Origin of the sequence: Salmonella sp. SAL00653, assembly GCF_046552515.1 — a bacterium.
GTDB classification, from domain to species: domain Bacteria; phylum Pseudomonadota; class Gammaproteobacteria; order Enterobacterales; family Enterobacteriaceae; genus Salmonella; species Salmonella enterica.
The window spans coordinates 137,385-159,723 of record NZ_JBGDTY010000008.1; the positions used below are offsets into that span (position 1 = coordinate 137,385).

Consider the following 22,339-nt stretch of genomic DNA (forward strand, 5'->3'; position numbering starts at 1 on the left):
GATAAGACGCATTTGCGTCGACATCCGGCATTAACGCTGCATGAACGCCTGATGGCGCTTTGCTTATCAGGCCTACGGAGTGTGTGACCAGCGAGTTTGCGGTCAGCCATCCGGCAATAACTTACGACTTATACCTATAATTCATTTACCGTTTTCGCACCGTTTTGCGGTATTTTCCTGGAAAAGCAACATGTCGTATACACCCATGAGCGATCTTGGACAGCAAGGCTTGTTCGATATCACTCGTACCTTATTGCAGCAGACCGATTTGGCGTCGCTCAGTGAAGCGCTTTCGCAACTGGTAAAGCGTTCAGCGCTCGCCGACAGCGCCGGCATTGTGCTATGGCAGGCGCAGTCGCAACGCGCACAATATTATGCGACGCGAGAAAATGGCCGTCCTGTTGAATATGAAGATGAAACCGTACTGGCGCACGGCCCGGTACGTCGCATCCTTTCTCGCCCCGATGCATTGCACTGTAATTTCCATGAGTTTACCGAAACCTGGCCGCAGCTTGCCGCGAGCGGCCTCTACCCTGAATTTGGTCATTACTGTCTGCTTCCTTTAGCCGCGGAGGGCCGTATTTTCGGCGGCTGCGAATTCATCCGTCAGGAAGATCGCCCCTGGAGTGAAAAGGAATATGACCGTCTGCATACGTTTACCCAAATTGTCGGCGTGGTCGCCGAGCAAATTCAAAACCGGGTAAACAATAATGTCGATTATGATCTGTTGTGCCGCGAACGCGATAACTTCCGTATTCTGGTTGCGATCACCAACGCCGTCCTGTCGCGTCTGGATATTGATGAGCTGGTAAGCGAAGTCGCAAAAGAGATCCACCACTATTTCAATATCGACGCGATCAGCATCGTGTTGCGCAGCCATCGCAAAAATAAGCTGAATATCTACTCCACCCACTACCTTGATGAGCATCATCCGGCGCACGAACAGAGCGAAGTCGACGAAGCCGGCACGCTCACGGAGCGCGTCTTTAAAAGTAAAGAGATGCTGCTTATCAACCTCAACGAACGCGATCCGCTTGCCCCCTACGAACGCATGCTGTTCGATGCCTGGGGCAATCAGATCCAGACGCTTTGCCTGCTGCCGTTGATGTCCGGCAAGACGATGCTTGGCGTGCTCAAACTGGCCCAGTGCGAAGAAAAAGTGTTTACCACCGCCAACCTCAAGCTGCTGCGTCAGATTGCAGAACGGGTAGCCATTGCCGTGGATAATGCGCTGGCCTATCAGGAAATCCACCGACTGAAGGAACGCCTAGTCGACGAAAACCTGGCGCTCACGGAGCAGCTTAATAACGTCGACAGCGAGTTTGGCGAGATCATCGGACGCAGCGAAGCGATGTACAACGTGCTAAAGCAGGTTGAGATGGTGGCGCAGAGCGACAGTACCGTGCTGATTCTGGGCGAAACGGGAACCGGTAAAGAGTTGATTGCCCGCGCCATTCACAACCTGAGCGGACGTAGCGGGCGCAGGATGGTAAAGATGAACTGCGCCGCGATGCCGGCGGGGCTGCTGGAAAGCGATTTGTTTGGTCATGAGCGCGGCGCGTTTACCGGCGCCAGCGCGCAGCGGATTGGCCGTTTCGAGCTGGCGGATAAAAGCTCGCTGTTTCTGGATGAAGTGGGCGACATGCCGCTGGAGCTACAGCCTAAGCTGCTGCGCGTCCTTCAGGAGCAAGAGTTTGAACGTCTCGGCAGCAATAAACTGATCCAGACCGACGTGCGGCTGATCGCCGCGACTAACCGCGATCTGAAAAAAATGGTCGCCGATCGCGAATTCCGTAACGATCTCTACTATCGGCTGAATGTTTTTCCGATCCAGCTTCCTCCGTTGCGCGAACGTCCGGAAGATATTCCACTACTGGTCAAAGCGTTCACTTTCAAAATCGCCCGCCGAATGGGGCGTAATATCGACAGCATTCCCGCCGAAACGCTGCGCACGCTTAGCAGCATGGAATGGCCGGGGAACGTTCGCGAGCTGGAGAATGTCGTCGAGCGCGCCGTGCTGCTGACGCGCGGCAATGTGCTACAACTGTCGCTGCCGGATATTACCGCCGTAACGCCCGATACCTCGCCTGTTGCGACTGAAAGCGCCAAAGAAGGCGAAGATGAATATCAGCTTATTATACGCGTGCTGAAAGAGACCAATGGCGTAGTGGCTGGACCAAAAGGCGCGGCGCAGCGTCTGGGGCTTAAACGAACCACCCTGCTGTCGCGTATGAAGCGATTGGGTATTGATAAAGACGCGTTAGCGTAACGGGTTGCCGGATCTGATCCGGCCAGGAGATGATGCGCGCCGTAGGCCTGGCGCTTCCCCTTCACTTCTTGCGCTGATATTTTTCCGGCAATTCCGGAACGAGGCGCTTATCGTCGATAAGGTGCCGCACGGTCAGGACAGGATGCCGCCAAAGCATTCGCGGACCTGCCCAACGCATAATCTGCTTCATCTCCTCGCGTTTAGCCGGCTGATAGCAGTGCACCGGGCACTGCTTACAGGCGGGTTTTTCCTCGCCAAATACGCATTTATCAAGACGTTTTTGCGCGTAGGCGAACAGCGCCTCGTAATGCCCCTGCACCGCTGACGCCTGTGGGCACTGGCTTTCATACAGCGCGATCATTTTTTTGATCGTCAGTTTTTCACGAGCGATACGTTTACCAGGCATCGTGCTCTCTCCGAACATTAAGGTGTATTTATTTTACACCTTATCCCTCTTTAGCACTATCACTGCATATCGTCGCCATTACGCAAATAAGAATTATTTTCATTTATTCATACCTTGTGCTATATAACATAGCAAAGGCTATATTCGATGATTAATTAACCACATTGTTGCGAGGGATACTATGACGAATCTACATCGTCTGAAAACACTCCTGCTTGCCGGTATTGTTGCGATACTCGCGCTATCGCCAGCCTATGCAAAAGAGAAATTTAAAGTCATCACCACGTTTACCGTTATTGCCGACATGGCGAAAAACGTGGCGGGCGACGCAGCGGAAGTCAGCTCAATTACCAAGCCCGGCGCTGAAATCCATGAGTATCAGCCAACGCCCGGCGATATTAAACGAGCGCAGGGGGCACAGCTTATCCTCGCGAATGGTCTGAACCTGGAGCGATGGTTCGCCCGATTTTATCAGCACCTTTCCGGCGTACCGGAAGTCGTCGTCTCTACCGGCGTCAAACCGATGGGCATTACCGAAGGCCCGTATAACGGTAAACCGAACCCGCACGCCTGGATGTCGGCAGAAAACGCGCTGATTTATGTCGATAACATTCGCGACGCCCTGGTGAAGTACGATCCGGATAATGCGCAGATCTATAAGCAAAATGCCGAACGCTATAAAGCGAAAATTCGCCAGATGGCCGATCCGTTGCGTGCCGAACTGGAAAAAATTCCCGCCGATCAGCGCTGGCTGGTCACCAGTGAAGGCGCGTTCTCTTACCTGGCGCGCGATAACGACATGAAAGAGCTTTATCTCTGGCCAATTAACGCCGATCAACAGGGGACGCCAAAACAGGTGCGTAAAGTGATTGATACCATTAAAAAGCACCATATTCCCGCCATCTTTAGCGAGAGTACGGTTTCCGATAAACCCGCCCGCCAGGTCGCGCGTGAATCCGGCGCGCATTATGGCGGCGTACTGTATGTCGATTCTCTGAGCGCCGCTGACGGCCCTGTGCCAACCTATCTGGATCTGCTGCGCGTCACGACCGAAACCATCGTCAACGGCATTAACGACGGACTGAGGAGTCAACAATGAGTCAATCTGCGATTACCGTTGATCAAGTCACGGTGACGTATCGCAACGGTCATACCGCCCTACGGGACGCCACTTTTCAGGTGCCTGGCGGTTCAATCGCCGCGCTGGTAGGCGTAAATGGTTCCGGTAAGTCTACGTTATTTAAAGCGTTAATGGGCTTTGTGCATCTTGCGCAGGGCGATATCACTATCCTGCAACAGTCAGTCAACAAGGCGCTGAAAAAAAACCTCATTGCTTATGTTCCGCAATCGGAAGAAGTGGACTGGTCATTTCCGGTGCTGGTAGAAGATGTGGTGATGATGGGACGCTACGGCCATATGGGCTGGCTACGCCGTCCCACTGCGCATGATCACGCCTGTGTTGACGCCGCGCTGGCGCGGGTGGATATGCAGGAGTATCGTCACAGGCAGATTGGCGAGCTGTCCGGCGGGCAGAAAAAACGTGTGTTTCTTGCCAGGGCCATTGCTCAGGATGGACAGGTGATCCTGCTGGATGAACCTTTTACCGGCGTGGATGTAAAAACCGAAGCGCGAATCATCGCTCTACTGCGAGAACTGCGCGATGAAGGCCGCACGATGCTGGTCTCAACGCATAATCTCGGCTCCGTCACCGAGTTTTGCGACTATACGGTAATGATTAAAGGAACCGTACTGGCCAGCGGCCCTACCGAAACCACGTTTACCGCCGCGAATCTGGAACAGGCGTTTAGCGGCGTTCTACGTCATATCGCGTTAAGCGGAGGTGAAGAGCACATCATCACCGATGACGAGCGCCCCTTTATTTCCCGGCGCGTGGCCAGCGGAGGAAAATCGTCATGAACTGGCTTGTTGAGCCGTTTGGCTACCAGTATATGCTTAACGCGATGTGGGTCTCCGCGATGGTGGGCGGTCTGTGCGCGTTTCTCTCCTGCTATTTGATGCTCAAAGGCTGGTCGCTCATTGGCGATGCGCTATCTCACTCTATTGTGCCTGGCGTCGCTGGCGCCTGGATGTTAGGGCTGCCCTTCTCGCTCGGCGCGTTTCTTTCCGGCGGACTGGCGGCAGGCAGTATGCTCTTTCTTAACCAACGCTCACGCCTGAAAGAAGACGCGATTATCGGGCTTATCTTCTCCTCTTTTTTTGGCGTCGGCCTTTTTATGGTGTCGCTCAATCCGATGTCGGTGAATATCCAGACGATTATTCTCGGCAACGTGCTGGCGATCGCGCCAGCGGATATTGCGCAACTGGCGATTATCGGCGCAGTCTCGCTGACGATTCTGCTGTTAAAGTGGAAAGATCTGATGGTCGTCTTTTTCGATGAGACCCATGCGCGTTCTATCGGGCTTAATCCGGGTCGACTAAAGCTGTTGTTTTTCACTCTATTGTCCGTCTCCACCGTGGCGGCCCTGCAAACCGTTGGGGCGTTCCTGGTGATCTGTCTCGTCGTCACGCCGGGCGCGACAGCCTGGTTACTCACCGACCGTTTTCCACGTCTGCTCATGATTGCCGTCGTGATTGGCAGCCTGACCAGTTTTCTGGGCGCATGGCTTAGCTACTGGCTGGATGGCGCCACTGGCGGAATTATTGTCGTCATGCAAACCTTACTGTTCATCACAGCCTTTATTTTCGCCCCGAAACACGGTCTGTTAGCCAACCGTCGACGCGCCCGCCTGCAGAAGGAGCCGACATGTTCTTAACAACGTTACTGGAACCCTTTCAGTTTGATTTTATGGTGAACGCCCTTATGGTTTCGGTCATTGTGGCGATTCCCTGCGCCTTGCTGTCCGTGTTTTTAGTGTTAAAAGGCTGGGCGTTAATGGGCGACGCAATGAGTCATGCGGTATTCCCCGGGGTCGTGCTGGCATATATTGTGGGGATCCCCCTGGCGATTGGCGCTTTCATTGCCGGATTATTTTGCGCTATCGCCACCGGCTATCTGGACGATAACAGCCGCATCAAACGTGATACGGTGATGGGCATCGTCTTTTCCGGGATGTTTGGCGCAGGTCTGGTGCTCTATGTTTCTATTCAATCGGAAGTGCATCTGGATCACATCCTGTTTGGGGATATGCTGGGCGTATCGCTGGGGGATATCGTACAAACGTCAGTTATTGCACTGGGTATTGCGTTAATCATTGGGCTGAAATGGAAAGATCTCCTGCTACACGCTTTTGACCCGCACCAAGCGAAAGCCAGCGGGCTGAATACCACGCTACTGCATTATGGCCTGCTATGTATGATTGCGCTGACTATCGTCGCCACGCTGAAATCGGTGGGCATTATTCTGTCGATCTCACTGCTTATCGCCCCCGGCGCAATTGCCATTTTGCTGACGCGACGCTTTGCGCGCGCGCTGGGATTAGCGGTGAGTCTGTCAGTTATTACCGCTTTTGCGGGCGTCTATCTGTCTTTTTATCTTGATAGCGCGCCAGCGCCGACCATCGTGGTATTATTTGCCATCGTGTTTATTGCGGTATTTATTTACGCAACATGGCGCGACAGGCGTAATGAAATCGTACCAGAGGCGCAAGGTTAAAAGCAGCGTTCAGAAAATAAATAGGACAGTTGTAGTAGAAAGCCACCCTATATCTATTGTTGGTCAGTATGGTAAGCAGCTATCTTTAAATTTCTTTGCAACAAGCGTAAAGATAAGCTGCTTTACTCCCCATATTTTTCCTGTTTCGAAATTTTTTCAGAGTTTGGCTAACCCAGCATAATGTGATTATTACTCACAAGATCTGTAATATCCCAACAAAAAATAAATCTATAACTGCACGTAATACAAGAGAATGATTGTCACATAAAAAATAGTTTAATTCATTCCTACTGCAATCGGTAACGCGCAATTATCGTCAGGTACAGCAGGGTTATGTGCAAAAGCAGTGCGCTGTAAATGCGCGTCTAGTTTCAGTCCCCGGAACAGCGATAGCGGTGAAGAGTCCATCCCCAAACGATACATAACCTTCTTACGATAAATACTGACGGTTTTTGTTCCCAGACCAAATTTTTTCGCCAGTTCAATTGCCGGATGTCCGGAGGATAATAATATCAGCAGCGCATATTTCGCCTGCGTGACACCGGGAGGTAGATTCCACCAGGCGTATTGATTGATATTAAACAATACCTCTTCCGGCGTCTCGCCGGCATTAAAAGCATACGTAGCAGCCACGGTTTTCTTTTGTGGCCTGTGGCAGAAACGCAGCCAGGCTTCCGGAAGACGGAGCTTCTCTCGCTCCGAGCGGATAGCGCAGGATAGTTCGTCTTTTAAAACATAATCCATAACGCCAAAATATTGCAGCACACAGCGATCGATATAATACAAGCGATCTGCTACTACCAAAACTTTACGGTTCTGCAACCGCGTCAGCAACGCATGAAAAAGATAAACATGCTCATGCGGGTTCAAAGCTAAAATCAGCCCGGCGTCCGGCATATCGGATAGGGAATGCAAAAGTGCAGTTAATGAGTTACACGTTTTAACGCACTTTTCCGGATATTTTTGCTTAAAAATAGACTGTAGGGCATAACAATTAGTCCAGTTAATACCGTATATAATTACATTTCTCATTTATTTATCCTTTTTTGAAAACTGACCACAGCTTCGGTAATGATTTTTCTTCCTGGGCGACTACTGCGCAAGTAGATAACGCCTTCTTACTACAAAGGTAATAAGACCAGATACGTTATTACATGCGCAATGTCGTTACCGAAATGAATTCCTTTTACAAATCTGATAATGATTAAATTTGCTGTTTTACTTTACTGTAATCTCTTAGAGTACAACGATTGCCCGGCGCCTGGTGGCCATGTATGTCTGACAATGAACGCTTTCGATTCCCTTTCATTAACTACATATCACTGGTGTAGCGATACTGAAATATACACTACGATTAAAAAAATATTTGGTATCTGTAACGCAAACAGATAGTAACGTTTAAAATAATTTCACAAATCAATGGTTCATTGTACGCATAAAGCTAAGCGGTGTAATCTTAAAATGCCGTTTAAAAATAGCGATAAAATAAGAAGGCGTATCATAGCCACACATCGTCGCGACTTGTGAAATATTTCCAGCCCCCATACGTAATAATTTTATAGCCTGATTCATACGAGCATCAAGGTATATTTTGCTAAAGCTCACCTCTTCAGCGGCCAGTTTTCGCTTCAGACTTGATACGCTCATAAACAGCTTTCCTGCCACCTCAGCCTGTGACCATTTGCGGGTGAGATCGCTGATAATAATGTTATAAACTTTCTCTTTTGTCGTAATTTTTATTGCTCGCTCAAGGAAATCAAACCCACCGGGCTTACGTACAAATGCCGATATAAGATACATCAATGAGAAATATGAATAATCATGATCATCAATACTCACATTACTACAAACCCGTGGACATGCCACACCATGCAAAATAGAGTCAAAAGTATCACTCATCCCTGGCAACAAGTCCGCATGAAAAAAATACTTTGGTTTCGTTTTTAATGATAGCTCTCGATCATTATAGTTTCTTGTACTGTAAAAAACTTTGTAGAATTTTTGCATTAAGTCATAGGAAACTTCCAGTGAAGAAAAATCAATATGCCCTTCTATTTCGCTCATACTAAGCGTGATTGTTTGATCTTTTTCCAATAAAAATAAACACGGCGCAGATTGTTCGATGAACTCCCCAAATTCGTTTTCAATTCGCAAACTGCCTTTATTAAGTTTAAACAATAAGCAGTTTGCGACATAATAGTCTCTTACGTCAGCTAATCCATTTATTAATGGAAATTTGTTCGGCTGTTGAAGGTGATTATTGCTAATGGCCTCAACTGATTTATTCATTGAAGGCAATACCATATTTTATCCTGTGTGCTATAAGGAACTCAAAATCGTTATATTCTTATAAACAAATAATTAAAACTCACAGAGATGATTTAAATCCGATTTTTTTATTATTATAGCCAATAATTACATTCCAACGCGCGTTCATTTCGTCACAAAAAGATACCCTTACAAACTTTATGCACAATTTTGTAATAAAAGCTTACAATATTAATATAATCATTTCAGAATAAAACGGCTGGCAGACATCTTAATAATCCATATACATCAATAAGATAGACACACTGGCATGGTGCATTTTCTGCATTATTTGCTGATATATACACCATACCTTATCACAAATCGCCAGCAATGGGGGTTCACCAGTCAATTGCCTCTTTGTTTTCCCCGCCCGATAAAATAATCTCCTGCATCCAGGAGGTCATTTGTGACTGTGCGTTCATTGTACCAACTAATACCCCGTTTAAAGCCTCATATAAATGGGTGCCCGGTTCAACTTTTGCTAACATGTTTTGTAGCATAGCCGTTTGCTGCTCAAAAGAAACAAAAGCCGAATCACCACTGTTAGGATCTTTGAAGGCATTCATCTCTTGATAAATGCTATCTTTAAGCGTTTCAGAAGAGGCTGACTCAGGAAGCGCCAAAAGTCGTTGGTAGAATGCATCATAAAGATCAACGTCGCCGCCATTGCTTAAAGGCGCGCTATCCACATTATTCAGCATAGCGGCCCTGGCACTCAACGAAACCACACCCGTCGCTTCAGTATCTGCTGTCGGGACCAAATAAGAAGTCGGAATCGTACCCGGTATCACCTTATAACCTCCGCTTGCGTTTTTGTCTTCCATTCATCAATAAGTGCGTTAATGGCGTTATCAGAAATTGTCCGGCAGTCTTGTGGAAGTTTATCAAGATGATGCTTAATGACGCCTACTGCCGTTTCAACAAATTGTTCAGGTGAAAATTCTGCGATCTGATCGCCGCAACTCATGATAAAGCGCTGTTCCTGATGATATTTAAGATTAAAAGTGCCTGGCCAGTTCTCCATAAGCAACACCATCAGTTTTTGGTGATCTTTTTTCGCATTAACTGGCAGTGTTAAAAAAAGTTGCCCCTCAGGCTTATCGAAATCCCTTAGCCACTCATCCAGGACGGTTAAAAGCGTTTCGGGATGGTCGACCGCAGCTGAAAATAACTCGCGGGCATAAATCTGTATTTTTTCCATCCACTTCCAGGCCATTGTCTGATTATCAGTAAGATAAGCGGCGACCTGCTGTAACGCGTCTATCATTCCCTGCTCGTAACCTTCCTGATAGGCGTACATCCGCAAGGTCTTTGCCTCTTCTTCCGCCTCTCGCAAAATACGCTTAGCCCGTTGATGCGCCTGCTGTTCTAATCTTTCAATAGAGAAATAACGTTCCAGCGTTTTACGCTTTATCAGTATCCCCTCAACAGGCGAAAGCGGGGACGGTATTGGGATATTTTTGAGCATATTGTAAGGCCAGTAGCAAAATTGACATTTCTACAGCATCCTGCTTCAATGCCTCCTCAATAAATGGAGGAAAAAGCAAAGGAAAACGCTGTGCTAAAGATTCAGGTAAAAATTCATTTAGGGCATTTAACTGTGCATACCCGACGCTAAGTAAAAACCGGTGATTCGGCGCCTTATTGCAGACAGATAAACTTGTTCCCTGATGCATTGCCAAAAATGCTTGCGCCCAATCCGGCAGGCCAAGCAAGGCTCCCTGCCTTGCCAGATCGGCTCTCAGTTTATGGCAACCGAGTAAATACGCTACTTGCGGCAGTCGGCGCCACTGACGCAGCCACAGCTGCGTCAGTGAGTTTTGAATACACTCCTTTTCTCCGTTCTTAAGCCGCCATGCCGCCAGTATTAACTCATTTGCCGCCGCCCTGGCGGCGGGTCTGACAATCATTTCCGGCGCTATCTGCAACCGCTGAGGATGGATATACGATAACGGATCAAAAATGATTCTTTGCCAGATAATGGGTAATGGCTGCCTATTCATTTGACGATTTCGCCTTATCATCAGCCGTTATGCCTTTCTTATTGCGGGCATAATGGTTTTTGTAATACCAGACGCCAAAGCCTGCTGACATCACGGATAACAAAATAATCAACACAATCCAACTGGTTGCAAAAGAATTACGTTTTACTGGTGTGCCGGGAGCCTGTAATTGGGCATCAGAACGTTCTGACAACACAACAGAAATGTTGTCATAATCCACATCGGCAAAACTATTCTTTAAGAAACGCTTGATATCGCTGATCTGATGCGCAAGCGGCGAACCTCGTTCATATACGGCTAATGCCGACAGATGAACAGGTTTTGGCGGGCGGCCATTTTCACCAGCATCAATATCATAACTAATATGGACCCTGGCGGAGAGCACGCCCTCCATCGTCTGTAATGACTGTTCCAGTCGCTGTTCAATAGCCGAATATAACCTAGCCTTTTCAGCTCGCGGAGACGATACCAGCGAATCCGCCGGGAACATCTGCGCTATTTCCACCCGTGGCCGGGGAGGAAGCTGATAAGTTTTAATCCAGTACACCGCAGCGGTAAAATCAGGCTCAGCAACGGTAATGCTATAGCCCAATTTTCCGCTATCAATTTTATTCGCCTCTATATTGTGCATTTGCAGAACGGCAATGACCTCATTAGCCTGTTCCTGGTCCAGTCCTTTTAAAAGATCCTTATCCTTACAGCCGGCAAGGGTCATTACCAGCAGAAAAGTATATAGATATCGACGAATCATGAGCGTAATAGCGTTTCAACAGCCCCGACTCCTTTACGAGTAAGGGTACTGACCATAGAAACATACAGGTTATAATCTGAAATCATCTCTTGCGAAATAGCCAGCTCTTTAGGATCCGTCACCAGATTAGGGTCCTCAATCCTGTTGGTAATCGTCTGTTTATCCACAGCCGTGGCAATCGCCGAACCAGAAAAAGCCTGGAGTAGCCGGTCATCCAGCGAGACAATGTCCGTTTCCATAGACCTGATATTGACCGCCTGCCCTATAACGGCATTCTCAGGGACAATAGTTGCAATCGACATAATCCACCTTATAACTGATTAACGGAAGTTCTGAATAATGGCAGCATCAATATCCTTAAAGACTTTTACCGTGTTCGATTGCGCGTTACGGTACAAGTTATATTCCGAGAGCTTACTCTGATACGCCGCCAGTAGCGCCGGATCGGAGGGTTTTGCTGCTAATTTATCCAGCGCCTCTGTTACCTGCGTTTGTAGATTATCAACGCCCGTATCAAATTTTGCTGAGACGTCATCCAGATAGCCTGACCAAGGTGTTGCCATAATGACTTCCTTATTTACGTTAAATTAAAGTGGGCTTGGGAAATACCAATGGCCTGGGCTCATTTTGATATAACCTTCCGCCCCGTACTGAAATGAGCGCCCCTTGAGCCAGTCATCTTTTAATTCGATCGCAAACTGCACATAGCGTCCTCCCCATGTGCGGTAATAGCTATCGACAAATTGACGGGCTCTGAGTATTTCTACATCATCGAGCGCCCCCTGAATAACAAACGTTACGCCCCCCTTATGATTCCTGCGGGAATAAGGTAACGCCTGCTGTTTTAGCCCCGCTTCCGCCTGGCCTGCTGCGGTAACATCGTCCATCAACGTGATGTTAACCGAATCCGCGTAAGGCATTAGCGCTCTCAGCTTTTGACTTAACACCTCGAGCTCTTTCTTGCTCATCGTGTTTCGCTGGCGGCTTAGCCAGAAAACGGGTTTACGCGGCTCATCGAAATGAATCCGATAATAAGCCAGCTGCGGATAATAGGTATCCAGCCAGATAGAGATACGCTTATTTTCTTCGTTTTCGTTAATCACTCGCGCATTTTTATCATAATCGCCCCTCGCTAAAACCTGACGAGCCCACAGCGTATCTCTTTCATTTTGCGCAGCGACATAGAGCATTTTGTCCCGGCCTGGCAACACCTGAAAACGCTCCTTCTCCTGCCCCAATAACGAATCGAGCTCTGCGGCCTGCCGCTGCGGTGAGTTAAGTATCCATAACGTCCCCACAGTCCCAATTCCCAATATAAAAAACCCGGCCAGTGCTGCTACAATTCCGTTTTTAAAACGCGGCTCGTTCTTTTTTGCAGACGTTTCTAACTTCTCAGGCTGCTCGGGCACCCACGGCTCGCTTTCCGGGCGAATCAGGATAAGCAATTCACCGACCTGTATTGGCGTATTTAATTGCACCGAACGAGATTCAGAATTTCCTTCTTTCAGCTCATGGAGTATAATTTCGGTCGTATCCGTATCCACCTGGATTTCAAAATTTACTCCGCCATGGTCCAGCGGGATAAAAAAGCTATCGGCAGGTATATCAGGGAGTTGGCCTGAAGCAGTGAGCGCATCACTCTGACCTACCACAAAGAGTGTTCGGCCTGTCAGCAATGGAAACTCACAGCCGTTCAGTGAGCTGTTAAGTAATCGAACTATGTATGGCCCAGGGCTTGTTATCGTCTTCTCTTTTGATGTTTCCATATATACTGTTAGCGATGTCTGTCGTTCTCGATAGCAGCAGATTACCGCACAGGACACAGGGATTCCTGATGAAAATAGAATGAAAAGTGAGAAATAAAATCAATTTATTCTGTATAATGCGTCTCAACACATATTAAAAGAACCATCATCCCCATTGGGGCTTAAACTACTGTAGATAAATTACCCAAATTTGGGTTCTTTTGGTGTAACAATCAGACCATTGCCAACACACGCTAATAAAGAGCATTTACAACTCAGATTTTTTCAGTAGGATACCAGTAAGGAACATTAAAATAACATCAACAAAGGGATAATATGGAAAATGTAACCTTTGTAAGTAATAGTCATCAGCGTCCTGCCGCAGATAACTTACAGAAATTAAAATCACTTTTGACAAATACCCAGCAGCAAATTAAAAGTCAGACTCAGCAGGTTACCATCAAAAATCTTTATGTAAGCAGTTTCACTTTAGTTTGCTTTCGGAGCGGTAAACTGACGATTAGCAATAATCACGATACGATTTACTGTGACGAACCTGGGATGTTGGTGCTCAAAAAAGAGCAGGTAGTTAACGTGACGCTTGAAGAGGTCAATGGCCACATGGATTTCGATATACTCGAGATACCGACGCAACGACTTGGCGCTCTCTATGCACTTATCCCAAACGAGCAGCAAACCAAAATGGCGGTACCCACAGAGAAAGCGCAGAAAATCTTCTATACGCCTGACTTTCCTGCCAGAAGAGAGGTATTTGAACATCTGAAAACGGCGTTCTCCTGTACGAAGGATACAAGCAAAGGTTGCAGTAACTGTAACAACAAAAGTTGTATTGAAAATGAAGAGTTAATTCCTTATTTTCTGCTGTTCCTGCTTACTGCTTTTCTCCGACTCCCGGAGAGTTATGAGATCATCCTTAGCTCGGCTCAGATAACGTTAAAGGAGCGCGTTTACAACATTATATCTTCGTCACCCAGTAGACAGTGGAAGCTTACGGATGTTGCCGATCATATATTTATGAGTACGTCAACGCTCAAACGGAAACTTGCAGAAGAAGGTACCAGCTTTAGCGACATCTACTTATCGGCAAGAATGAATCAGGCAGCAAAACTTTTACGCATAGGCAACCATAATGTTAATGCTGTAGCATTAAAATGTGGTTATGACAGCACGTCCTACTTCATTCAATGTTTCAAAAAATATTTTAAAACTACGCCATCGACATTCATAAAAATGGCGAACCATTAACATTTTTTGTATCTGTCACTTAAGTAAAGATTTTTATTAAAATTGTAATAATTTAAAATTCAGACTGCGCATTAACACGCTCTATCAGGATGGGAGGCTATTCAATATCATTGTTCTGTCCGGAAGACAGCTTATACTGATATCTCTGGTAATTTAAAGTAAGGCTGATTATATAACACGATTTTTGTGAACTTGTCATCGCTATGATGACTGGTAAAACGATATTGCCTTATTCACAGCGTAAGAATTCGTCCAGATGACACTATCTCCTTCCGGCTTTAACCCTGTGGATTAAGGCCGGCATTTTATTCATATTTATACATCATCCGTTCCCTCTGAGAACTATTTTCCTGGACGGTTTATACCGAAACAGTCACGCTTGTTAGCTTTCTGCCAGGCATACCTCCTCTCTTCCTCCAGATATCGATATAATGCCTGGAGCCAGCCTGAGGATGATACTGCTCATAACCCTCCTGCCTTTTTGACGCTATAACTGAAGGGAGTAAAGAAAAGACGATATCATTATTTTGCAAAAAAATATAAAAATAAGCGCACCATTAAAAACAGTCTTTCATTTATATTTTGGAACCTAAGACAAATTACACTCTTAAACTTTCAACGAATGGTCATTTAGTGGAAATCTTCGAGAAAAATGGTTCTGATGGTGTAATTATCAGACCATTAACCATGAAGATATAATAAGCAGCATTTACACCCCAAAAAAATGCAGTAAGATAGCTACAAAACTAATCTCTATTGCAATGAGGCCAAGTTAAATATGTAAATATTTAGATGCCCGGCGCTGACTCTCTCTGCACCAGGATATACGGCAGCGTCCATTCGATAATCACAGTTAGTTATAACAATATTATTACCAACATGTCAGTTATTTAAAGCACAGGCATAAGCTAAATAATCAAATGTTAAAAACATATAAACCCGAGCCCGTAGAATATGACATTAAGCTCATAATAAAAGCTCAACCTGACCGTTAGTACTAACAGCAGAATTACTGAAACAGTAGATTCTATCCTAACGACTTGTATTAGTTATTATAACTTTTCACCCTGTAAGAGAATACACTATTATCATGCCACATTTTAATCCTGTTCCTGTATCGAATAAAAAATTCGTCTTTGATGATTTCATACTCAACATGGACGGCTCCCTGCTACGCTCAGAAAAGAAAGTCAATATTCCGCCAAAAGAATATGCCGTTCTGGTCATCCTGCTCGAAGCCGCCGGCGAGATTGTGAGTAAAAACACCTTACTGGACCAGGTATGGGGCGACGCGGAAGTTAACGAAGAATCTCTTACCCGCTGTATTTATGCCTTACGACGTATTCTGTCGGAAGATAAAGAGCATCGTTACATTGAAACACTGTACGGACAGGGCTATCGGTTTAATCGTCCGGTCGTAGTGGTGTCTCCGCCAGCGCCGCAACCTACGACTCATACATTGGCGATACTTCCTTTTCAGATGCAGGATCAGGTTCAATCCGAGAGTCTGCATTACTCTATCGTGAAGGGATTATCGCAGTATGCGCCCTTTGGCCTGAGCGTGCTGCCGGTGACCATTACGAAGAACTGCCGCAGTGTTAAGGATATTCTTGAGCTCATGGATCAATTACGCCCCGATTATTATATCTCCGGGCAGATGATACCCGATGGTAATGATAATATTGTACAGATTGAGATAGTTCGGGTTAAAGGTTATCACCTGCTGCACCAGGAAAGCATTAAGTTGATAGAACACCAACCCGCTTCTCTCTTGCAAAACAAAATTGCGAATCTTTTGCTCAGATGTATTCCCGGACTTCGCTGGGACACAAAGCAGATTAGCGAGCTAAATTCGATTGACAGTACTATGGTTTACTTACGCGGTAAGCATGAGTTAAATCAATACACCCCCTATAGCTTACAGCAAGCGCTTAAATTGCTGACTCAATGCGTTAACATGTCGCCAAACAGCATTGCGCCTTACTGTGCGCTGGCAGAATGCTACCTCAGCATGGCGCAAATGGGGATTTTTGATAAACAAAACGCTATGATCAAAGCTAAAGAACATGCGATTAAGGCGACAGAGCTGGACCACAATAATCCACAAGCTTTAGGATTACTGGGGCTAATTAATACGATTCACTCAGAATACATCGTCGGGAGTTTGCTATTCAAACAAGCTAACTTACTTTCGCCCATTTCTGCAGATATTAAATATTATTATGGCTGGAATCTTTTCATGGCTGGTCAGTTGGAGGAGGCCTTACAAACGATTAACGAGTGTTTAAAATTGGACCCAACGCGCGCAGCCGCAGGGATCACTAAGCTGTGGATTACCTATTATCATACCGGTATTGATGATGCTATACGTTTAGGCGATGAATTACGCTCACAACACCTGCAGGATAATCCAATATTATTAAGTATGCAGGTTATGTTTCTTTCGCTTAAAGGTAAACATGAACTGGCACGAAAATTAACTAAAGAAATATCCACGCAGGAAATAACAGGACTTATTGCTGTTAATCTTCTTTACGCTGAATATTGTCAGAATAGTGAGCGTGCCTTACCGACGATAAGAGAATTTCTGGAAAGTGAACAGCGTATAGATAATAATCCGGGATTATTACCGTTAGTGCTGGTTGCCCACGGCGAAGCTATTGCCGAGAAAATGTGGAATAAATTTAAAAACGAAGACAATATTTGGTTCAAAAGATGGAAACAGGATCCCCGCTTGATTAAATTACGGTAAAATCTGAGAGAGGAGATATGCATTATTTTTTTATCATCGTAATCTGGTTGCTTAGCATAAATACGGCATGGGCTGATTGCTGGCTTCAGGCTGAAAAAATGTTCAATATTGAATCCGAACTACTTTACGCTATCGCCCAGCAGGAATCGGCGATGAAACCTGGTGCCATTGGTCATAACCGAGATGGTTCAACCGATCTTGGCCTGATGCAAATTAACAGCTTCCATATGAAAAGGCTGAAAAAAATGGGGATTAGTGAAAAACAGTTGTTACAGGCCCCCTGCATTTCTGTCATTGTGGGCGCCTCCATTTTATCAGATATGATGAAAATCTACGGTTATAGCTGGGAGGCCGTTGGCGCTTATAATGCCGGGACGTCGCCGAAACGATCGGATATAAGGAAACGTTATGCTAAAAAAATTTGGGAGAATTACAGAAAATTAAAAGGAATGTCAGCAGAAGAGAAAAACAAAAGACTTTCTATCGCGTCAAACAAATAATTATACAGAAATAGCTTACTTTCAGATAGTTCTAAAAGTAAGCTATGTTTTTATCAGCGTGCCGTCGTCATAAGCAACTGGGCTTGCATTGCTTTTAGTTGTACAAACTGTGAGGCGTCTTCCAGCATTCTATTGTTCCGTGAATCCCGGAAATCTGCACGTACCTGCTCCAGATTACTATGAGGATTATCCTTAAGTACAAGGGCCGCCGCCATCGTTCCGGTTCTCCCCACTCCGCCCAAACAATGAATCATCGGTAAATGCTTATCTGATGAACTACGCCCCGGCGCACCATTTTGGTTACTATTTTTCACCCTATCCGCCAGGTATTCTAACTGATCCGTAGACGGTAACGGCTGGTGATCTGGCCAATTTTTCACATGCAATACCGGGATTGTATACCGCTTTTCCCCGCAGGACAGTTGCATATTGTATTGGTCTATCGCTTCTCCCTGACTGGCTGAGCTCACTTTTTGGCTGTTGGTATGCACCTCGCCAAAGGTGTAGCTCCCTCTGAAATAGGGTGGTAATTGTTTTGCCTGCATCTGATCTTCCGACGTTAACACCACCAGGCACGAGCATTCTTTTTCAAGAAGCATTTTCATATGCGCTTCCAGCGCGTCCGGCGTATTTTTTGGGTACGAACCGGCTAATGCCACAGGCTTACCGTCAAAAGTTAACGTATTCACTGGCACAGGCATTCCATCGCTCAGTTTCACCTGGGTTTGCTGATTAATTGGAATGCTGCTGACCGCAAACCGTGCCAGGCCCAGTGTCGGTCCGCTCATCGTCTGTGGCATTGGCGCGCCGGCTTCTATTTTCTCAAGTTCAGCTGTAACATTTTTCAGTTCTTTAGCAATAACGTGAATTTTTTTTACAGCCTGGGTTAATTCATGAGTAGAGGCTTTATCAACCCACCTCTCAACCTCTCCTCCACAGGTTCCCCATTGTGAGAACCGGGCTACACCGACCTGAATATTTGTTAACGTTGTAACATAATCATTAAGTTGTTTAGCCTCTGGAATTTTATTTAAATTCTGTAAATTCGTCATTAATGAACGCAGCGGGCCGTTACCTGAAGCCATCTCCTGGAAGTTTTCTCGCAAGCTATTTCCATCCATTTGTTCCAGTTGCGGTAATGTTCTTTTAAGTCCCTTTAGCGCGATATCGAGTAAAGGTTGCTTACTTTCTGCTCCAACATCGTTATTTTTTTCTGCCACTTTTGTATCGCCGCCTTTTATGACTAAAGCGGCATTCCTGACACCAACATTATCCTTGCTCTTAATAAGGTTTATAAACCCTTCGTCAGCAGCTTTTACACACTCCGTGATCTGCACTGCTAAACGTTGGGTAAGGGGTTTGTTCATATTTATACGGGACATTAACAGTGCGTCATTAACCGCTGTTTCCCCATATTTTTCCGTTAGTGCCTGGAGAAATGTCTGTAAAATCTTTTGGTCCTGTACTCTGATATTTTCCGTATGTTTTTGCACCACTTCAGTGTTTTTAAATAACGGCATTTTTCCAAGCCAGGTTAATACTTTTGACGAAAGTTTTTCAGGCGCAACATATGCCTTGTCAGTATTTTCCTTAGCAATATAAAGTCGGGCATCATTCGACACACCAACTTTTGAAAACGAAGACAACGTTAAATTATTCAATTTTCTCTCCTCATACTTTAGCATATTCCTGCAGTATGTTTTTGAGCGCTTCCTGCTGATTCACAAATGACTCAAGCTGCGATATAATATGGTAAGTATTTGTCAGATCGGTAATTGCATGTATAAACAACAACGTCTCTGCAGCATCAATATACGCTAACGTACCTTCATTATTCGCAGCCAGTTCACCATTAATCACCATAATCTGCCGCCAGATAGAATCGCCACAAACAGGCGATAACGGTATAATCATACCGTTCAATAACCAGATATCATCTTTAGCTTCAATAGACGTAAAAATATCGCTATCGAGTAGTAATAAGCACTGATTGTTGTCGTCAAAAGTGAGCGGTAAACCCAATTTCTCACCAATATTAGCGATAATATCCTAGTGTGCTTGCAATTTACTTTCCTCTTAAATTATATCTTTTATAAGATTGCTTCTTCAAATTTAATCTGGTTACACAATGTCTTGATATTTTTTCGCGCCCATCGCCGGGCGCAATATTTCTCTCCTTTAATCCAGTAGAATAGCCATTCACTACGCATCGGAACACATATCAGCAACTCCTTCGGATCATTTTCAACATGACGTAACTTGCCTTTAATAACAAAACGCGAACTGTCAGCAATATCATCATATATTGCAGCCATACCTGAACCGGGTACTACATGTGTGATGATTTTCATAACAATTAATCTTATTCAATTGTTGTCAAGCGAGAGAAAAATACTACACCCTGGACTCAAGACTTTTTTTAACAACACGGCATATATCCGCAAAGGTCGTCATATCAGGAAGATCGTTTTCATTGCAACTAATGTCAAACTCCTCACTAAGACCAAATACAATATCAATTAAATCCAATGAGTCAGCGTAAAGATCCTCAACCAGATGGGTCTGACCATTGATACTATCAACATCAACGGCAATACAGGAGGTGATCACTTTTTTGACTCTTGCTTCAATATCCATATTCATCGCATCTTTCCCGGTTAATTAACGCTGCATGTGCAAGCCATCAACGGTAGTAATAACCCGATCCACGCCAGGTTTATTCAGGTATGACTCGTAAGCCGGGCCAGCTCGCCAGCTACCGTCTCCGATAAGGCCGTCCAGCACATTACTTAACACATAGTCAGTTTCCCCTTTTAGCCTGGTCAGCCCCGCCTCTCTGGCAAACTGCAGTGCAATCTCAGCCAGTTTTTCTTTTTGTGGATGATGAGTAATGACCTCTTTGAGAGTCTCCATTTTCGCTTTCAATTCTGGGTGCTTGTCAATATCGCTACATTGCGCTTTCAACGCTGCACTCTTTATCGTGTCATTGGGTAATATTTCCGCACGCAAGCCGTCAAACGCTCTGCGTACAGGGAACGGTGTGGAGGTATCTGGCTCCAGGGCTTTACGTATCACACCCAAAAACGTCTCACGGGCGTCGAAATGCATTGAATGCATATTCGTAACGCTCGGTACTGTTGAGAGGAAACTATTTTGCTTAAACTTCAAACCAGAAAATGGGCCAGTCTTATCTGTCTGACTATTATCATTATCGGTCGTACCGGCTTTATTACCTGTAATTACCGTCGTGTCTGATTGTAAGGTATCGGTTTTAACATTCTCGACGCCAGCCAGTTGACTGGCAAGCGGCTTCACATTCACAATCTCTGCCGTCTGGCTTTGCTGTTTATTATCATCAACGCCGTGCACCGTGGCCTGTACCGGCTTGCCGATAATGCTCTTGCTGGTTACGCCATCGACTTCATCAAAAGAGGTTGTTTCACCCGTAGTGCCCTTTTCTGACGTGACCACCTTTCCATCTTTACTTTCGGATGAAGCGTTGGTCACAGCCTCTGCCGTCGCATGAGCCGTGACGTCAATTTTACCCGCGATGCCATGGTCAATTGCCCCTGTGCTGGCGCTGTGTGCCGTCTCCGTTTGATGCGTAGTCGAATCCACACGCGAATGACTATGACCTACGTTGCTGCTGTTAGTCGAATGGTGTGACTCGCCATGGCGTTGGCTGTTATCAATAAATGTTCGGCTATTATCAATCGTCTTCCGGCTATTATCATGGTTGCTATTATCGATATGGCGCTGGCTATTATCGACATGGCTTCGGCTATTGTTAATATGCTTACTGTTATCCACGCTATGGTTACTGCTATCAATATTAATATTGATATTAATACCCGTAGGTTCTGCTTTTTTCCCACCATCAGGTACTGGTCCAGCCGCAGGCTCCGGAATTTTAGGGTCAGGCAGTTTATCTGCAGGAATTTGTGCAAAAACATTACGTAGCAGCAGGGGTATCAACGTTTGCATTTCAAGGTGCCGGGCTTCCCGTCCTACGCTGGTACCCTGCTCTTGCGTTAATTTTTGGTGGCACATATCAAGCGCCTCAACCGCCTTCGCCGCCGCTTTGTCAACAAGGTGCGTAAGATTGCTGCGGGTTAACGGATCTAACGTACAGCCAAAGTTATGTTCAATGCAGCTGGCAATATAGGGCATCACCTCCTGCATAACAAAATTCGTCGATAATTTACTTAATTCACCGCCAGTGTTATTTTTGATAATATCTAACAGCTGCTTTTCCAGGTTTTCCAGCTTCGCTTCCGCTTTCTTTGTTTCTGGCAGCCATGGCCCAAAAGCTGACTTTTCTTTCAGGCCATCTTTTATGATTTGCGCGGTATACTCTGCCCCCACCTTCATCAGTAGCGTCTTCGCCTCAGGAGAATCACTGGTGGCGTTGAGCGCTGAACGAAAGAGCCCGGCAAACTCCATTATCGCTTTCTTACCGGCGACATTATTTGAATTGGTAAAAACTTCTTTTAACGCCTCAGCGTCTTTCCCGCATTTAAACAATGCATCCAGACTCGCCTGTTTGATCAGCGCGGGAAAATCTTCCAGTTGCGGGCCTTTAATTTCCCCTGACAGCGTCGCTGTGGCACTTTCTCTGACTGCGGAAAGATTCGCCGCAAGATTCGTGGCCTGCGTTTTGATCTCGGTCTGCATACCTGGCATTATGACGGGGGGCTGAGTCCTTACACTTGTAACCATTATTA

The 22,339-nt window shown here is 45.8% G+C and carries 23 protein-coding genes; 8 read left to right on the top strand and 15 right to left on the bottom strand.

What is annotated here, in order from left to right:
• The first annotated feature begins 190 nt into the window (after positions 1-190).
• Entirely contained in the window at positions 191-2,269 is a 2,079-nt protein-coding gene (flhA, locus tag ACLJRU_RS11570; protein WP_023235191.1) for a formate hydrogenlyase transcriptional activator FlhA, read from the top strand.
• Between the two features lie 61 nt (positions 2,270-2,330).
• On the opposite strand, the gene ACLJRU_RS11575 is transcribed toward flhA, so the two are convergent.
• Entirely contained in the window at positions 2,331-2,675 is a 345-nt protein-coding gene (locus ACLJRU_RS11575) for a nitrous oxide-stimulated promoter family protein (protein ID WP_001540775.1), read from the bottom strand.
• 181 nt (positions 2,676-2,856) lie between these two features.
• On the opposite strand from ACLJRU_RS11575, the gene sitA reads away from it, so the two are divergent.
• Genes sitA through sitD form a run of 4 tightly spaced genes read left to right on the top strand, consistent with a single transcriptional unit; the run spans position 2,857 to position 6,288 of the window.
• Entirely contained in the window at positions 2,857-3,774 is a 918-nt protein-coding gene (gene sitA, locus ACLJRU_RS11580; protein WP_000182931.1) for an iron/manganese ABC transporter substrate-binding protein SitA, read from the top strand.
• The gene (gene sitB, locus ACLJRU_RS11585) at positions 3,771-4,592 is read left to right on the top strand and encodes an iron/manganese ABC transporter ATP-binding protein SitB (protein WP_001540776.1); all 822 of its coding nucleotides are present in this window, start codon (positions 3,771-3,773) and stop codon (positions 4,590-4,592) included. The genes sitA and sitB overlap by 4 nt, the downstream gene beginning before the upstream one ends.
• Positions 4,589-5,449: an iron/manganese ABC transporter permease subunit SitC gene (gene sitC / locus ACLJRU_RS11590; RefSeq protein WP_001104336.1), complete on the top strand. Its 861-nt coding sequence runs from the start codon at positions 4,589-4,591 to the stop codon at positions 5,447-5,449. The genes sitB and sitC overlap by 4 nt, the downstream gene beginning before the upstream one ends.
• On the top strand, positions 5,440-6,288 hold the full coding sequence (sitD, locus tag ACLJRU_RS11595; RefSeq protein ID WP_000480209.1) for an iron/manganese ABC transporter permease subunit SitD: 849 nt from the start codon (positions 5,440-5,442) through the stop codon (positions 6,286-6,288). Before sitC ends, sitD begins: the two co-directional genes overlap by 10 nt.
• A gap of 276 nt (positions 6,289-6,564) precedes the next feature.
• Here sitD and sprB read toward each other — a convergent pair whose 3' ends face one another.
• The 9 genes from sprB to prgH all read right to left on the bottom strand — a co-directional run bounded on the left by sprB (position 6,565) and on the right by prgH (position 13,118).
• Positions 6,565-7,320 (bottom strand): transcriptional regulator SprB, encoded by a 756-nt coding sequence (gene sprB, locus ACLJRU_RS11600; protein ID WP_001246659.1) that lies wholly within the window; start codon positions 7,318-7,320, stop codon positions 6,565-6,567.
• A 384-nt stretch (positions 7,321-7,704) separates the two neighbouring features.
• Complete coding sequence (hilC, locus tag ACLJRU_RS11605) at positions 7,705-8,592, bottom strand: invasion transcriptional regulator HilC (protein WP_000243998.1); 888 nt, start codon at positions 8,590-8,592, stop codon at positions 7,705-7,707.
• 344 nt (positions 8,593-8,936) lie between these two features.
• Complete coding sequence (locus tag ACLJRU_RS11610) at positions 8,937-9,389, bottom strand: type III secretion system effector protein OrgC (RefSeq protein ID WP_000612179.1); 453 nt, start codon at positions 9,387-9,389, stop codon at positions 8,937-8,939.
• Complete coding sequence (gene orgB / locus ACLJRU_RS11615) at positions 9,386-10,066, bottom strand: type III secretion system linker protein OrgB (RefSeq protein ID WP_187790679.1); 681 nt, start codon at positions 10,064-10,066, stop codon at positions 9,386-9,388. The genes ACLJRU_RS11610 and orgB overlap by 4 nt, the downstream gene beginning before the upstream one ends.
• Complete coding sequence (gene orgA, locus ACLJRU_RS11620) at positions 10,023-10,622, bottom strand: oxygen-regulated invasion protein OrgA (RefSeq protein WP_001574876.1); 600 nt, start codon at positions 10,620-10,622, stop codon at positions 10,023-10,025. The genes orgB and orgA overlap by 44 nt, the downstream gene beginning before the upstream one ends.
• Positions 10,594-11,352 (bottom strand): type III secretion system inner membrane ring lipoprotein PrgK, encoded by a 759-nt coding sequence (gene prgK, locus ACLJRU_RS11625; RefSeq protein ID WP_000621238.1) that lies wholly within the window; start codon positions 11,350-11,352, stop codon positions 10,594-10,596. The genes orgA and prgK overlap by 29 nt, the downstream gene beginning before the upstream one ends.
• The gene (gene prgJ / locus ACLJRU_RS11630; RefSeq protein WP_000020431.1) at positions 11,349-11,654 is read right to left on the bottom strand and encodes a type III secretion system inner rod protein PrgJ; all 306 of its coding nucleotides are present in this window, start codon (positions 11,652-11,654) and stop codon (positions 11,349-11,351) included. Before prgJ ends, prgK begins: the two co-directional genes overlap by 4 nt.
• An 18-nt stretch (positions 11,655-11,672) precedes the next feature.
• Positions 11,673-11,915: a type III secretion system needle filament protein PrgI gene (gene prgI, locus ACLJRU_RS11635; protein WP_000235228.1), complete on the bottom strand. Its 243-nt coding sequence runs from the start codon at positions 11,913-11,915 to the stop codon at positions 11,673-11,675.
• Between the two features lie 24 nt (positions 11,916-11,939).
• Positions 11,940-13,118, bottom strand: coding sequence for a type III secretion system inner membrane ring protein PrgH (prgH, locus tag ACLJRU_RS11640; RefSeq protein ID WP_000450199.1), 1,179 nt, complete (start codon positions 13,116-13,118; stop codon positions 11,940-11,942).
• A gap of 315 nt (positions 13,119-13,433) precedes the next feature.
• On the opposite strand from prgH, the gene hilD reads away from it, so the two are divergent.
• The 3 genes from hilD (at position 13,434) to iagB (ending at position 17,615) form a co-directional block, all read left to right on the top strand.
• A complete protein-coding gene (hilD, locus tag ACLJRU_RS11645) occupies positions 13,434-14,363 on the top strand; it encodes a transcriptional regulator HilD (protein WP_000432695.1) in 930 nt (309 codons plus the stop codon).
• A gap of 1,090 nt (positions 14,364-15,453) precedes the next feature.
• Positions 15,454-17,115: a transcriptional regulator HilA gene (gene hilA / locus ACLJRU_RS11650; RefSeq protein ID WP_001120085.1), complete on the top strand. Its 1,662-nt coding sequence runs from the start codon at positions 15,454-15,456 to the stop codon at positions 17,113-17,115.
• 17 nt (positions 17,116-17,132) lie between these two features.
• Complete coding sequence (iagB, locus tag ACLJRU_RS11655) at positions 17,133-17,615, top strand: SPI-1 type III secretion system invasion protein IagB (RefSeq protein ID WP_023235192.1); 483 nt, start codon at positions 17,133-17,135, stop codon at positions 17,613-17,615.
• A 53-nt stretch (positions 17,616-17,668) separates the two neighbouring features.
• Here iagB and sptP read toward each other — a convergent pair whose 3' ends face one another.
• The 5 genes from sptP to sipA are packed head-to-tail and all read right to left on the bottom strand — an operon-like array spanning position 17,669 to position 22,334.
• The gene (gene sptP, locus ACLJRU_RS11660) at positions 17,669-19,300 is read right to left on the bottom strand and encodes an SPI-1 type III secretion system effector GTPase-activating protein SptP (RefSeq protein WP_001540778.1); all 1,632 of its coding nucleotides are present in this window, start codon (positions 19,298-19,300) and stop codon (positions 17,669-17,671) included.
• Complete coding sequence (sicP, locus tag ACLJRU_RS11665) at positions 19,287-19,661, bottom strand: chaperone SicP (protein ID WP_031606632.1); 375 nt, start codon at positions 19,659-19,661, stop codon at positions 19,287-19,289. Before sicP ends, sptP begins: the two co-directional genes overlap by 14 nt.
• A 44-nt stretch (positions 19,662-19,705) precedes the next feature.
• On the bottom strand, positions 19,706-19,966 hold the full coding sequence (locus ACLJRU_RS11670) for a hypothetical protein (protein ID WP_000692253.1): 261 nt from the start codon (positions 19,964-19,966) through the stop codon (positions 19,706-19,708).
• Positions 19,967-20,009: 43 nt separating this feature from the next.
• Entirely contained in the window at positions 20,010-20,258 is a 249-nt protein-coding gene (locus tag ACLJRU_RS11675) for an acyl carrier protein (RefSeq protein ID WP_001055579.1), read from the bottom strand.
• An 18-nt stretch (positions 20,259-20,276) separates the two neighbouring features.
• On the bottom strand, positions 20,277-22,334 hold the full coding sequence (sipA, locus tag ACLJRU_RS11680) for an SPI-1 type III secretion system effector SipA (protein ID WP_001540781.1): 2,058 nt from the start codon (positions 22,332-22,334) through the stop codon (positions 20,277-20,279).
• Positions 22,335-22,339: the final 5 nt, after the last annotated feature.

Coding starts and splice junctions, on each gene's coding strand:
- flhA (WP_023235191.1), top strand. CDS start 191: ATGTCGTATACACCCATGAGCGATCTTGGACAGCAAGGCTTGTTCGAT.
- ACLJRU_RS11575 (WP_001540775.1), bottom strand. CDS start 2,675: ATGCCTGGTAAACGTATCGCTCGTGAAAAACTGACGATCAAAAAAATG.
- sitA (WP_000182931.1), top strand. CDS start 2,857: ATGACGAATCTACATCGTCTGAAAACACTCCTGCTTGCCGGTATTGTT.
- sitB (WP_001540776.1), top strand. CDS start 3,771: ATGAGTCAATCTGCGATTACCGTTGATCAAGTCACGGTGACGTATCGC.
- sitC (WP_001104336.1), top strand. CDS start 4,589: ATGAACTGGCTTGTTGAGCCGTTTGGCTACCAGTATATGCTTAACGCG.
- sitD (WP_000480209.1), top strand. CDS start 5,440: ATGTTCTTAACAACGTTACTGGAACCCTTTCAGTTTGATTTTATGGTG.
- sprB (WP_001246659.1), bottom strand. CDS start 7,320: ATGAGAAATGTAATTATATACGGTATTAACTGGACTAATTGTTATGCC.
- hilC (WP_000243998.1), bottom strand. CDS start 8,592: ATGGTATTGCCTTCAATGAATAAATCAGTTGAGGCCATTAGCAATAAT.
- orgB (WP_187790679.1), bottom strand. CDS start 10,066: ATGCTCAAAAATATCCCAATACCGTCCCCGCTTTCGCCTGTTGAGGGG.
- orgA (WP_001574876.1), bottom strand. CDS start 10,622: ATGATAAGGCGAAATCGTCAAATGAATAGGCAGCCATTACCCATTATC.
- prgK (WP_000621238.1), bottom strand. CDS start 11,352: ATGATTCGTCGATATCTATATACTTTTCTGCTGGTAATGACCCTTGCC.
- prgJ (WP_000020431.1), bottom strand. CDS start 11,654: ATGTCGATTGCAACTATTGTCCCTGAGAATGCCGTTATAGGGCAGGCG.
- prgI (WP_000235228.1), bottom strand. CDS start 11,915: ATGGCAACACCTTGGTCAGGCTATCTGGATGACGTCTCAGCAAAATTT.
- prgH (WP_000450199.1), bottom strand. CDS start 13,118: ATGGAAACATCAAAAGAGAAGACGATAACAAGCCCTGGGCCATACATA.
- hilD (WP_000432695.1), top strand. CDS start 13,434: ATGGAAAATGTAACCTTTGTAAGTAATAGTCATCAGCGTCCTGCCGCA.
- hilA (WP_001120085.1), top strand. CDS start 15,454: ATGCCACATTTTAATCCTGTTCCTGTATCGAATAAAAAATTCGTCTTT.
- iagB (WP_023235192.1), top strand. CDS start 17,133: ATGCATTATTTTTTTATCATCGTAATCTGGTTGCTTAGCATAAATACG.
- sptP (WP_001540778.1), bottom strand. CDS start 19,300: ATGCTAAAGTATGAGGAGAGAAAATTGAATAATTTAACGTTGTCTTCG.
- ACLJRU_RS11670 (WP_000692253.1), bottom strand. CDS start 19,966: ATGAAAATCATCACACATGTAGTACCCGGTTCAGGTATGGCTGCAATA.
- ACLJRU_RS11675 (WP_001055579.1), bottom strand. CDS start 20,258: ATGAATATGGATATTGAAGCAAGAGTCAAAAAAGTGATCACCTCCTGT.
- sipA (WP_001540781.1), bottom strand. CDS start 22,334: ATGGTTACAAGTGTAAGGACTCAGCCCCCCGTCATAATGCCAGGTATG.